Annotated in this window: 11 protein-coding genes; all 11 read right to left on the minus strand. The window is 69.3% G+C overall.

Annotation, left to right across the window (positions count from 1 at the left end):
• Nucleotides 1-10: 10 nt before the first annotated feature.
• Nucleotides 11-1,474 carry an MlaD family protein gene (locus E1200_RS11125; protein ID WP_131951765.1) on the minus strand — a complete coding sequence of 488 codons (1,464 nt, stop codon included), beginning with the start codon at nucleotides 1,472-1,474 and terminating at the stop codon, nucleotides 11-13.
• A complete protein-coding gene (locus tag E1200_RS11130) occupies nucleotides 1,471-2,829 on the minus strand; it encodes an MCE family protein (protein WP_131951766.1) in 1,359 nt (452 codons plus the stop codon). The genes E1200_RS11125 and E1200_RS11130 overlap by 4 nt, the downstream gene beginning before the upstream one ends.
• Nucleotides 2,826-4,139 (minus strand): MCE family protein, encoded by a 1,314-nt coding sequence (locus E1200_RS11135; protein ID WP_131951767.1) that lies wholly within the window; start codon nucleotides 4,137-4,139, stop codon nucleotides 2,826-2,828. The genes E1200_RS11130 and E1200_RS11135 overlap by 4 nt, the downstream gene beginning before the upstream one ends.
• Nucleotides 4,136-5,251: an MlaD family protein gene (locus E1200_RS11140; RefSeq protein ID WP_131951768.1), complete on the minus strand. Its 1,116-nt coding sequence runs from the start codon at nucleotides 5,249-5,251 to the stop codon at nucleotides 4,136-4,138. Before E1200_RS11140 ends, E1200_RS11135 begins: the two co-directional genes overlap by 4 nt.
• The gene (locus tag E1200_RS11145) at nucleotides 5,252-6,283 is read right to left on the minus strand and encodes an MCE family protein (protein ID WP_131951769.1); all 1,032 of its coding nucleotides are present in this window, start codon (nucleotides 6,281-6,283) and stop codon (nucleotides 5,252-5,254) included.
• Nucleotides 6,280-7,584, minus strand: a complete 1,305-nt coding sequence (locus tag E1200_RS11150; protein WP_131951770.1) for an MCE family protein — start codon at nucleotides 7,582-7,584, stop codon at nucleotides 6,280-6,282. Before E1200_RS11150 ends, E1200_RS11145 begins: the two co-directional genes overlap by 4 nt.
• A 7-nt stretch (nucleotides 7,585-7,591) precedes the next feature.
• Nucleotides 7,592-8,356, minus strand: a complete 765-nt coding sequence (locus E1200_RS11155) for an ABC transporter permease (RefSeq protein ID WP_347813210.1) — start codon at nucleotides 8,354-8,356, stop codon at nucleotides 7,592-7,594.
• An 84-nt stretch (nucleotides 8,357-8,440) separates the two neighbouring features.
• Nucleotides 8,441-9,139: an ABC transporter permease gene (locus E1200_RS11160; RefSeq protein WP_347813211.1), complete on the minus strand. Its 699-nt coding sequence runs from the start codon at nucleotides 9,137-9,139 to the stop codon at nucleotides 8,441-8,443.
• A gap of 152 nt (nucleotides 9,140-9,291) precedes the next feature.
• The gene (locus E1200_RS11165) at nucleotides 9,292-10,380 is read right to left on the minus strand and encodes an ABC transporter ATP-binding protein (RefSeq protein WP_131951773.1); all 1,089 of its coding nucleotides are present in this window, start codon (nucleotides 10,378-10,380) and stop codon (nucleotides 9,292-9,294) included.
• Between the two features lie 499 nt (nucleotides 10,381-10,879).
• Entirely contained in the window at nucleotides 10,880-11,272 is a 393-nt protein-coding gene (gene rplL / locus E1200_RS11170; RefSeq protein ID WP_131951774.1) for a 50S ribosomal protein L7/L12, read from the minus strand.
• Between the two features lie 53 nt (nucleotides 11,273-11,325).
• Entirely contained in the window at nucleotides 11,326-11,898 is a 573-nt protein-coding gene (gene rplJ, locus E1200_RS11175; RefSeq protein WP_131951775.1) for a 50S ribosomal protein L10, read from the minus strand.
• Nucleotides 11,899-12,184 lie beyond the last annotated feature (286 nt).

Below are 12,184 nucleotides of genomic sequence, written 5' to 3' on the forward strand. Positions count from 1 at the left end.
CGGACCCGCCTCACTGGCTCAGGGGTCCGAGCATGAGCCACTTCCACGAGGAATCTCCCAACTCACGAGTACCGGCGGTGCGCGGCATCGTGTACCGCTTGCCGTCGGGCCCGTAGACCGCGCCGGTCGTTGGATCGTATCCAGCGAATTCAACTGAGTTAGCCGGATACGAGAGGTACAGATTGCCGTTCGCCAGCTGCCCGGACGGGGCCGCGGCCGCGGCCTTCGCCTTGGCGTCGCCCTGCTCGCCCTTGGCCTGCGCCTTGCCGTCGCCGTCGCCGTCCTCGGCGTACGCGCCGCCCTCGGGGAACCCGGCGCCGGCGGTGGCGCCCGGCGGGACCTGCGGGTACGGCGCGATGGCGTCGGCCGGGAAGTTGCGGGGGCCGCGGACGGCGGTGTCCGCGTCCTTCGGCGCTTTGCAGCCGGCGTCCAGGCGGGGCTCCTTCTTGGCCGTGTGCTGCGGCCAGCGCCGTTTCACGTGCTCGTAGCCCTCGGTGCACGGGGGCGGCGAGTCGATGTTGAGCGCGAGCCCGAGGTGCTGGGTCCCGTCGCCGGGCGTGACGGTCTGCGCGCCCGCGACCGTCACCGGGTACAGGATGAACAGCGACCGCAGGCCCGCCTTGCGCGACGAGATGACCTGGCCGGTCGTGGTGAGGTTCGCCAGGAGGACGGGCAGCGTCGGCGCGAGCTGGTGGATGGCCTTGTGCGTCTCGTCCACCGCGCCCGGCACGCTGTCGACCGTCCGGCGCAGCGCCGGGTCGTCGTTGCGGAGCGACGTGGTCAGCTCGTTCAGGTTGCGCGCGAAGCCCCGGATGTTGGCGGCCTGCCCGCGCTGGGTGTCCAGGACGGTGACGCTGTTGTCGAGCAGCCGCTTGGTGTCGGGGTACGACTCGTCCATCGTCTGCAGGATGCGGTCGGTGTCGTCCAGGAGGGACTGCAGGTCTTCGGCGGAGCCGGAGAAAGCGTTGTTCAGCTCGTCCACGATGATGCCGAGGTCCTCGGTGTTCACCGAGCCGACGAGCGCGTCGACGTTGCGCAGCAGGTCGGCGGTGGACACCGGAAGCGTCGTGCGCTCGCGCGGGATCGTGTACGGGTCGCCCTCGTCCAGGTAAGGCCCGCCCTTCCGCGCGGGGACGAGGTCGATGTACTGCTCGCCGACCGCCGACCGGTTCGCCACGACGGCCTTCGTGCCCTCGCGCGGGATGCGCTCGCCGCGCCGGAGTTCGAGCTTGACCTTGATGCCGTCCTTGGTCAGCTCGATCGGCCCGACCCGCCCGACCGGGACGCCCCGGTAGGTGACCTCGGCGTTGGTGAACACGCCGCCGGAGTCGGTGAGGTCGACCCAGGCGACGTACTCGCGGCCGAGGACGCCGCGGCCGAGCCCGATGTAGTTCACCGACACGATCGCGACGCCGACGACGGTGATCACCGCGAAGGCGATCAGCTGGAGGATGATTCCGCGGCTGAGGATCACGAGAGGCTCCCCGTCATCAGGGTCCGCAGACCGCTGTCACCGGATCCCGGGCCGAGCGCGCCGGGACGGCCCTGCCCGTCCGAGCGGGGCTGGTTCGTCCCGGGCTGGTTCGTGCCGGGCTGGTTCGTCCCGGGCTGCTCTGTGCCGGTCTGCCCGCCGGTCCCCGGCAGGCCGGGCACGCCGCCGGAGCCGCCGCCGGGCGACTGCGGCAGCACGCCGAGCGGCGTGTCGGGCAGCGTCACGTTCGGCACCTGGAGCATGTTGCGCATCTGCTGGCCGCTGCCGAGCGTCTTCTCCAGGTCGGTGCCGCCGAACAGGTTGTGCGCGAGGGACTCGAAGTCCAGGTCGACGCGCAGGTGGACGTTGCCGTAGTCGCCCTCGATGACGTTCTCGAACGTCGCGGGGAACGGGAAGGTGATCAGTGTCTCCAGCGACTTCGGCAGGTCCGAGCCGGCCTTGTTGAGGTTCCGCAGGATCTTGTCGAGGTCCTGCAGGTTCGCGAGCAGGTCGGCCTTCGACTGGTTGATCACGTTCGTGGTGGTGTGGCTGAGCCGGTCCAGCGCGACGAGCATCTTGGTCAGGTCGGCGCGGTTGCGATCCAGGACGGCGATCGCCGGGCCAGTCTGGTCGATGGTGTCGCGGATCGTCTGGCGCTCGTCCGCCAGCTTCCCGCTGAGCCGGTCGATGCTGTCCAGCGCCCGGGTGATCGCGGTGCGGTTCCGGTCGAGGGTGCCGGTGAAGGTGTTCAGCCGGTGCAGCACCGACTTGATCGTCGCCTCCCGGCCGCCCATCGCGGCCTGCAGCTCCCGGCTGATCGTGGAGACCTGCTCCAGCCCGCCGCCGTTCAGCAGCAGCGACATCGCCGACAGCACCTCTTCGATCTCGGTGCCGCGGGTCGTGCGGGCCAGCGGGATCAGGTCGTTGTTCCCGAGCTCCCCGGTCGGCGCCTCGTTCGCCGGCGGGTCGAGCTGCACGAACTTCTCGCCGAGGAGGCTGGTCTGCCCGATCGTCGCGACCGCGTTGTCGGGCAGCTTGACGTCCTTGCGCACCTTGACGGTGACGACCGCGTACCAGCCGCGGCCGGACCCGGCGCTCCCGGCCAGCTCGATGTCCTCCACCTGGCCGACCGAGACGTCGTTGACCTTGACCGCCGACTGCGGGACGAGGTCCAGCACGTTCGAGAACTCGATCTTCACGGTGGTCGGGTCCGGTCCGAGGTCGGGGCCGCCGGGCAGCGGCAGCGACGACACGCCGTCGAACGTGCAGCCGGTCAGGGCCGTCACGCCCGCGACGGCGACGACGCCGAACAGCCGTGCGCGGCGGCCCGCGCGGCGCACCCGCCGTGTCGTGCTCATCGGCCACCTCCAGGCAGCAGCGCGGTGATGCCCTCCGGCGCGCCCTGCGCCCCGGCGGCGTTCGTCCTGGCGCCGCCGTTCGCGCGGTCGTTCGCCCTTCCGTTCGCCTGGGCGGACTTGGGCGGGCCCTGCGGCCCGTAGGCGTCCGGCGGGATCGGGACGGGGTCGTAGTGCGTGGTCAGCGCGGTGATCCAGGACAGGTCCAGGTGCAGGCCCGTCAGCGCCTCGCCGATGCCGTTGTACGGCTCGACGAAGTCGAGGCACTCCTTGGCGGGCGTGCCCACCGAGTACGCCAGCGAGCAGACCCAGTCGGCCAGGTCGTGGAACTGGCGGAAGTTGTTGCGGGTGTGGATCGTGCCGCTGATCGGGTCGTACGCGCGGGCCAGGTTGTTGACCGCCAGCGGGCCGGCCTGCAGGATCTCGGCGAGGGCGTCGCGCTCCTTGACCAGCACGCCGGTGATCTGGGCGAGCTGCCGGACGCTCTTGGCCAGCTCACTGCGGTTGTCCTTGACGAACCGCTGGACGTTGCGCAGCGTCGGCGCGAGGGTGTTGAGGGCCGCGCTCAGCTCCTCCTTCTCCCCCGCCAGCTGCGCCGACACCTCGTTGAGGTGCCCGCCGAACGACTTGATCTGCTGGTCGTTGGCCTTCATCGCGTCGGTGATGATGCGCAGGTTGCGGATCGTCTCGGCGATGTCGCCGCGGTCGGTGCTCAGGGTGCTGAGCGCCTTGGAGGTGTCCGCGATCGTCTGCCGGATGTCGTCGCCCTGCCCCTCCAGGTTCTCGGCGCCGACCCGCAGCAGCTCCGACAGGGCCCCGGTGCCGTCCTCGCCCGGCGCGTTGGCGCCCTCCGGGCCGAGCGCCTTGGTGAGGTCGTTGAGGCTGCCGCCGATGTCGTCGATCTCGACCGGGACCGCGGTGCGGCTCGTGGTGAGGGTCGCGCCGTCGGCCAGCACCGCGCCGCCCTTGTACACCGGCGTGAGCTGGATGTACCGGTCCGCGACGAGCGTCTGGTTGATGATGACCGCCTGCGCGTTGGCCGGCACCTTGTACTTGGCCTCGTACTCCAGCTCGACCTTCACCGAGTCGCCGACGGGGTCGACGCTCGTGACCTCGCCGACGGGGATGCCGAGGATGCGGACGTCGGCGCCCGGGTAGAGGCCGACCGTCTGGGTGAAGTACGCCGTCATCCGGCGCTGCTCCGGCTTCTGGAGCACCAGCAGCAGGACGGCGGCCAGCACCGCGACGGCGAGTATCGCGCCGCCGAGTCGGAGGATGGTCCCTGAATTGCGCACGGAAACCTGCCTGCTCACGGGAGGAAGGGCAACGGGTCGTCGCCCGTGACGCCGGTCTGGCCATTGCCGGACGAGCCATTGCCGGACGTGCCATTGCCGGACGGGCCGCCGTTGCCGGTACCGCCGCCCTGCTGGTGGGTGCCGCCTCCGCCGCCGGTGCCCGGCCCGTCCCCGATCGAGGCGGGGATCGGCAGGAGGTTCTGGATCCACGAGTCGAACCAGCGGCCGGTGCCGGTCACGTCGGCGAACTGCCGGGCGAACGGCGCGAACAGCTGGAGGATGCGGTCCAGGTTGTTCTGGTTCTTCAGCAGCACCTGGTTGACCTTGGCGAGGTTGTCCAGCATCGGCCGGAGCTGCTTCTCGTTCTCGTTGATCAGCGCGTTCACCTGCTGGGACAGGGTGACCGTGCGGATCAGCAGCTGGTGGATCACCGCGCGGCGGGCCTGCACCGCCTGCAGGACCTTGTCGCCGTCCTGGACGAGCTCGGCGAAGTCCTGGTTGCGGTCGGCGAGCAGCTTCGAGACGTCCTTGGCCTTGCCGGTCAGCTCGTGCAGCTCCTCGTCGCGGGACGCGATCGTGTTCGACAGCCGCCGCAGGCCCTGCAGCGACGCCCGGACCTCCTCGGGGGAGTTCTCGAACGTCTGCGACAGCACCTCGAACGACTTGGCGACCTGCTCGACGTCGATCGCGCCGACCCGCTGGCTCAGCTCGCTGATCGCCGGGACGACCTCGAACGGGACGTGCGTCCGCTCGATCGGGATCGTGCGGCCGAGCTCGCCCTTCCCGCGCGGGATCAGCTCCAGGTAGTGCGAGCCCAGCACCGTCTTGATCTTGATGCTGGCCTCGGTGCGGTCACCGAGCTTGACCCCGTCGTCCACCCGGAAGGTGACCTTGACATGGTCGCCGTCCAGGTCCAGGGCCTTGACCTCGCCGACCTTGACGCCCGCGATGCGGACCTCCTCGTCGGGCTTCAGCCCCGCCGCCTCCTTGAACTGGGCGGTGCGGGTGGTGCCGCCGGCGATGAACGGGATGTTCTGCAGGTTCATCGCCAGGACGACCAGCACGATGATGACCGCGAACCCGATGAGGCCGATGGGGACCGGGTTGCGCTCGCGGAACGAGACCCTCATCTACTTGCACCTCGCGTTCTCGTTCACGATCGCCGGCGTCTGGTAGACCGGACCGCCAGGCAGCCGCACCCGCGCGTCGAGGCCGCAGATGTACATGTTGAACCAGGAGCCGTAGGAGGAGATGTTGAGCAGGCCCTCCAGCCGGTTCGGCGTCCGCTGCAGGCCCTCGTCGATGTCCTTGCGGTTCTCGGCGAACGTCCCGGTGAGCTTGCGCAGCCCCGCGATGTCGTTGCGGATGCCGGGCCGGGCGTCGGCGAGCAGGTCCTGGGTGGTGCCGGTCAGGTCGTTGATCGCGGCCACCGAGTCGAAGATCGCCTCGCGGTCGTCGGAGACGCCGCTGACGAACCCGCGCAGGTCCAGGATCAGCTTGTTGACCTCGTCGTGCCGCTCGTCGATGGTGCCGAGGACGGCGTTCAGGTTGTCGATCACCCGGCCGATGACCCGGTCCCGGTCGGCGAGCGTGTTGGTCAGCGACGCGACGTGCGCGAGCAGGCTGTTGATCGTCCCGCCCTCGCCCTGCAGCACCGTGATGATCTGCATCGCCAGCGTGTTGACGTCCTTGGGCTCAAGGGCGCGGAACAGCGGCCGGAAGCCGTTGAACAGCGTCGTCAGGTCCAGCGCCGGCTCGGTCTGCGAGATCGGGATCGTGTCGCCCGGGTCCAGGTACTCGTTGGCCTGGCCCTCGCCGTCGGCCAGCGCGAGGTACCGCTGCCCCATCAGGTTGCGGTACCGGATGTGCGCCTTGGTGGACGTCGGCAGCCCGGCCCGGAACGCGCCGTTCTCCTGGACGCTGAACGTCACCTCGGCCTGGTGCCCCTTGTAGAGCCGGATCTCCTCGATCTGGCCGACCCGGACCCCGGCGACGCGGACGTCGTCGTTCTTCAGCAGCCCGGTCACGTCCGAGAAGATCGCCTTGTAGGTCTTGGACGGCCCGAACCGCACGTTGGAGATCGTCATCGCCAGCACGCCGGTGGCCACCGCGGTGGCGACCACGAACGTCAGCAGCTTGATCCCCGCGCTCGTCGTCTTCACTTGACCGTCACCACCGCTCCCTGCATCAGCGGCCCGAACAGCAGGGACGAGACGTCGGAGACCTCATCGGCCGGGGTCCGCGTCAGCGGCCCCACGATGCTCTTGATCTTGTCCTTCTCGCTCATCGAACCCGGGTCGACGAAGATGTTCGACACCGCCCGGCCGCGGCCGCCCGCGGGCGCGTTCGGCGGGTCCGGGTCCTTCCACCAGAGGTTGTCCTCGGTGCCGTCCAGCGCCAGGTAGTCCGGGAACGGGACGCGCGGGTTCGGCAGGTTGTAGCAGCGCGGGTTCCGCTGGTCCTTCAGCTCGGGCAGCTCCAGCGGGTTCTGGTAGCCCGGCCGCGGCTTGACGATCTCGATCGTCAGGTTGAAGGTCTTGGACCCGTTGCCGCCGGCCACCCGCTCCGCCTCCGGCTTGATCTTCATGAGCCCCGACAGCACGCACGGCATCGACGGCGAGTACCGGGCGACGACGCTGAGCACGTCCCGGTTCGCGATGTTGAACCCAATGATCTTCGGTCCGTTGGTGCGCATGAACACGTCGCCGTCCTGCGCCAGCGCGGTCGTCGCCGGGATCAGCCGCTCGATCGTCGCCGTCTTGTCGGTGATCGTCTTGCTGGTCACGTTGAGGTTGCGCAGCGTCTGCAGCAGGTCCGGCGCGGCGGCGTGGTAGATGTCGGACACGTCCGCCAGGCCGTGCAGGTCGTGGACGAGCGTCCCCAGCTGCGGGTTGATCTTCTTCAGCAGCGCGTCGGCCTGCTCCAGGTTCTGCCCGAGCTGCTCGCCGCGCCCCTGCAGCGCCGTGGCGAGGGCGTTCAGCGTCGCGTTCAGCTCCGCGGGCTTCACCGCCTGCAGCAGCGGCAGCAGATCGTTCAGCACCTTGTCGATCTCGACGGCGGCGCGGGACCGGTCCTGCTGGATCACGGTGCCCTCGGCCAGCCCGAGCGCCCCGGGCTGCTCCGGAATGTGCAGGTCCACGTACTTTTCGCCGAACAGCGTCTTCGGCAGCAGCCGCGCCTGCACGTTCCGCGGGATCAGCTTCGCCTTGTCCGGGTCGAGCGCCAGGTGCAGCGTCGCGCCCTGGGCGGTGGCGTCGGTGTCGCGCACCTCGCCGACGATCAGGCCGCGCACCTTCACGTCCGAGTGCGGCAGCAGCTGCAGCCCGGCGCGCTCCGTCCGGACCGTCACCTCGGTCACCGGAGTGAACGCCTTGTTGAACAGCGCCACGGTGAGCGCCAGCAACAGGACGATCACCAGCAACATGGCGAGCCCGAGCAACCGAAACCGGATACGTTCCGTCATCTTCCCGTTACCCCGCGATCCGGACGGTCGTGCCAGTGCCCCAGATCGCCATTCCGAGGAGCAGGTCCACCACGTTGATCACGACGATGCTGGTGCGCACCGCGCGGCCCACCGCGACACCGACGCCCGCCGGGCCGCCGCTCGCGTGGTAGCCGTAGTAGCAGTGGATCAGCATGACCAGTACCGAGAATATGATTACTTTTCCGAATGACCACAAAATGTCATTCGGCGGCAGGAACAAATGGAAATAGTGGTCGTAGGTGCCGGTCGACTGCCCGTAGAACACCGTCACGATCAGCCGCGTCGCGCCGTACGAGGCCAGCAGGCCCACGATGTACAGCGGGACGACCGCGATCATCCCGGCCAGCATCCGGGTCGTGACGAGGAACGGCATCGACGGGACCGCCATGACCTCCAGCGCGTCGATCTCGTCGGAGATCCGCATCGCGCCGAGCTGGGCGGTGAACCCGCAGCCGACCGTCGCCGACAGCGCCAGCGCCGACACCAGCGGGGCGATCTCGCGGGTGTTGAAGTAGGACGCGATGAACCCGGTGAACGCCGCCGTGCCGATCTGGTTCAGCGACTCGTAGCCCTGCAGGCCGACCTGGCTGCCGGTGAAGAACGTCATGAACCCGACGATCACCACCGAGCCGCCGATCACGGCGAGGCCGCCGGTGCCGAGGCTCACCTCGGCCAGCAGCCGCAGCACCTCCGTGCGGTACCGGCGCAGCACCCGGAACGTCCACGCGAACGCGCGGGCGTAGAACGACATCTGGTGACCGAAGTCGTCCAGCCGCTGGAGGGGCGCGTTCACCGCCTTGTTGACGGCCTTCCCCGTCTTCCCTGGAGCCGCCATTTACATGCCCTTCGACGGCACGAACTGGAAGTACAGGGCGGAGATCAGGAAGTTCTCCAGGAAGAGCAGCATGAAGGTGATGACGACGGTCTGGTTGACCGCATCACCGACTCCCTTCGGGCCGCCCTTCGCGTTCAACCCCTTGTACGCCGCGACGAGGCCGGCGGTGATGCCGAACACGAACGCCTTGAACTCGGCCTGCAGCAGGTCGGGCAGCTGCGCGATCGCGTTGAACGACGCCAGGTACGCGCCCGGCGTGCCGTCCTGCAGCATCACGTTGAAGAAGTAGCCGCCCATGAGGCCGACGACCGAGACCAGCCCGTTCAGGAACACCGCGACGAACGCGCAGGCGAGCATCCGCGGCACGACGAGGCGGTGCAGCGGGTTGATGCCCAGCACCTCCATCGCGTCGATCTCCTCGCGGATCTTCCGGGAGCCGAGGTCGGCGCAGATCGCCGAGCCGGCGGCGCCCGCCACCATCAGCGAGGTGACCAGCGGGCTGGCCTCCCGGACGATCGCGACGACCGCGGTCGCACCGGTGTAGGACTGCGCGCCGAGCTGCCGGATGAGCCCGCCGACCTGCAGCGACAGGATGCCGCCGAACGGGATGGCGACCAGCATCGTCGGGATGACGGTGACGCTGACGATGAACCAGGACTGCTGGATGAACTCGCGCCACTGGAACGGCCACTTGAACATCGCGCGGCCGGTGTCCAGGCACAGGGCGAAGAAGCGGCCCGGCTCCCGGATCGCGATGTTGGCGGCGCCGTCACCGATCTTGCGAAACCTCGTGGACGATCCCTCGTCCCTGCCATCCCCTCGCTGGTCCGCGCCGATACCAGGAGTGGACATCAGTACCCTGCACCCGCCCCCGGCCGGCCAGGCGGCGGGTTGCCGGGGAAGTGCCCGGGGGCACCGCCGGGCTGCGCGCCGGGCGGCGGGCCGCCGGCGGGCGCCATGGCCGCGACGTACCGCGGCCACTCCTCCACCCAGTTGCGGCCGAGGTCGTCGACGAACGACCCGGGCGGCGGGGTGACGCCGTGCGCGGCGCACCAGGCGCCGGGGGCGTGCTGGCCCGCGCGGATCCGGCCGTCGCTGGTCATCAGCTGCGGCGGGATGGGCGGCAGCTTGCCGGGGTCGTGGCCCTGCTTGGCCTCGGCCTCCAGCTCGGAGACGTCCTTCTCCTCCGACATCCCGATCGGGCCGATCTTGCGCGCGTTGAGGAACTGCCGGACGACCGGCTCCTCGCTGGACAGCAGCATCTCGCGCGGGCCGAACATCACCAGCTCGCGGCGGAACAGCAGGCCGATGTTGTCCGGGACGGTCCGGGCGGTGTTGATGTCGTGGGTGACGATGAGGAACGTCGCGCCGATCTCGGCGTTCAGGTCGACGATCGTCTGGTTCAGGTAGGACGTGCGGACGGGGTCGAGGCCGGAGTCGGGCTCGTCCACCAGCAGGATCTCGGGGTTGAGGACGAGGGCGCGGGCGAGGCCGGCGCGCTTCTTCATCCCGCCGGAGATCTCGCCGGGGAGCTTCTTCTCGGCACCGAGCAGCCCGACGAGTTCGAGCTTCTCCATGACGATCCGCTTGATCTCCGACTCCGACTTCTTCGTGTGCTCGCGGAGCGGGAAGGCGACGTTGTCGTAGATGTTCATCGACCCGAAGAGGGCGCCGTCCTGGAACAGCACGCCGAACAGCTTGCGGGTCTCGTAGAGCTGCGCCTCGGGGAGGTAGGGGAGGTCCCGGTCGCCGACCCAGATGTGCCCCCGGTCCGGCTTGAGCAGCCCGACCAGCGACTTCAGGAAGACCGACTTACCGGTGCCGGAGGGGCCCAGGAGAACGGAGATCTCTCCCGCGGGCAGCGTCAGCGACACGTCCTGCCAGATGGTCTGACGGCCGAAGGACTTGGTCAGACCTTCGACTCTGATCTCGACGCCCACTCGTCACCTTTCGTCCAGGCCGGGGGAATCCCGAACCAATGAGCGAGTAGCTCTAGGCTCTTTGTCGTCACACCGCGTGTCCGCCCTCTTGCTACCGTCCAGTAGCAGTGACGGGTGCCACTACCGTAGCGGGACTCCGTCCAAAAGGAAGGGGTTCCCGCCCCAGATCAGCGGCCAAATGCGACGTCGTAAGACAATCGTTACTTACGGCGCCTATGAGACTAGTGGTCCAAGAACCGGTGCCTCAAGCGGGCTCGGGTGTTCGGCCGGGGAAGGACGACCTCGTCCGATCCGCCGGGACGCCGCGGCCCCCGTGTGGCCAGAGCGTCAGAGGGGACGCTACGCCGCGCCCCAATCCGCACACAACCCGCCCGGACGCACGCTTTCCGCCATACGTTTATCACTCCGGCACAAGGAAAGAGGCGGCCGCCCCACCCCATGGTGGGACGACCGCCTCCGAGGAGCGTGCGGGGCCGTACGGCCCGCGCTCCGGAGCGCCCTACTTGACGGTCACCGAGGCGCCGGCCTTCTCCAGGGCCTCCTTGGCCTTGTCGGCGGTCTCCTTGTTGACCTTCTCCAGCAGCGGCTTCGGCGCGCCGTCGACCAGGTCCTTGGCCTCCTTCAGGCCGAGGCTCGTCAGCGCGCGAACCTCCTTGATGACCTGGATCTTCTTGTCGCCGGCACCCTCGAGGATGACGTCGAACTCGTCCTGCGCGGCGGCCTCCTCGGCGGCCGGGGCGCCCGCACCGCCGGCGGGGGCGGCCACGGCCGCGACCGGCGCGGCGGCCTTGACGTCGAAGACCTCCTCGAACTGCTTCACGAACTCGGAGAGCTCGAGAAGGGTCATCTCCTTGAAGGCGTCCAGCAGGTCGTCGGTGCTGAGCTTCGCCATGATCTTTCCTCCGCTATGGCTTGAGAACTGGGGATTGTGTAAACCGCGGGTGCCTACTCGGCGGATGCCTCGGCGGTGTCGCCCACCGGCGCGTCGGCGGACTCGCCGGCCGCCTCGCGCTTGGCGCGCAGCGCCTCGGCGAGCTGCGCCGTCTGCGTCGGCAGGGCGTTGAAGAGCGCCGCCGCGTTGGACAGCGAGCCCTTCATGGCGCCGGCGAGCTTCGCGAGGAGCACCTCGCGCGACTCGAGGTCGGCGAGCTTGGTGACGTCCGCGGCGCTCATCGACTTGCCGTCGATGAACCCGCCCTTGATCACCAGCAGCGGGTTGGCCTTGGCGAAGTCACGCAGGCCCTTGGCGGCCTCGACCACGTCGCCCCGGACGAACGCGATGGCCGTGGGGCCCTCGAGCAGGTCACGGAACTGCTCGTCGACACCGGCCTCGTCCGCGGCGCGCTTGGTGAGCGTGTTCTTCACCACGCGGAACCGCGCGGTCTCGCCGAGATTGCCGCGCAGTTCACTGACCTGCGCGACGGTCAGCCCGCGGTACTCGGTCAGCACGGCGCCGCTGGAGCTCTGGAACTCGTCCTTGAGCTCGGCGATCGCCGCGTCCTTATCGGCCCTGGCCATGCGGCCTCCTTCCGATTACCTGGGTGTTCACGACCCGCCCCGTCCCGGGGACCGGGCCCGATCGACCAAAAAACGCCCCGGCGCAGGCGCACGGGGCGTCCAGGCAGGCACGGAGGCCATGCGGAAGCTCTCGTCTCACCTACGCAGGCCGCCCGACGAATCGGGTCCTTCGGTCACCTCGGCATGAGGTGACGACCGGCGGTCTTCGGCACCGAACAGAGTACGCGAATGTACTGCGACTAAACAAACCAGCGGGAACGCGGGAGGGGGCCGCACCGCCGATCGC

This window comes from Actinomadura sp. GC306 (genome assembly GCF_004348665.1).
Classification (GTDB): Bacteria; Actinomycetota; Actinomycetes; order Streptosporangiales; family Streptosporangiaceae; genus Spirillospora.

Excerpts from the sequence above, each read along its gene's own strand:
- E1200_RS11130 (WP_131951766.1), bottom strand. The coding sequence starts at position 2,829 with ATGAGCACGACACGGCGGGTGCGCCGCGCGGGCCGCCGCGCACGGCTG.
- E1200_RS11140 (WP_131951768.1), bottom strand. The coding sequence starts at position 5,251 with ATGAGGGTCTCGTTCCGCGAGCGCAACCCGGTCCCCATCGGCCTCATC.
- E1200_RS11150 (WP_131951770.1), bottom strand. The coding sequence starts at position 7,584 with ATGACGGAACGTATCCGGTTTCGGTTGCTCGGGCTCGCCATGTTGCTG.
- E1200_RS11155 (WP_347813210.1), bottom strand. The coding sequence starts at position 8,356 with ATGTCGTTCTACGCCCGCGCGTTCGCGTGGACGTTCCGGGTGCTGCGC.
- E1200_RS11160 (WP_347813211.1), bottom strand. The coding sequence starts at position 9,139 with ATGTTCAAGTGGCCGTTCCAGTGGCGCGAGTTCATCCAGCAGTCCTGG.
- rplL (WP_131951774.1), bottom strand. The coding sequence starts at position 11,272 with ATGGCGAAGCTCAGCACCGACGACCTGCTGGACGCCTTCAAGGAGATG.
- rplJ (WP_131951775.1), bottom strand. The coding sequence starts at position 11,898 with ATGGCCAGGGCCGATAAGGACGCGGCGATCGCCGAGCTCAAGGACGAG.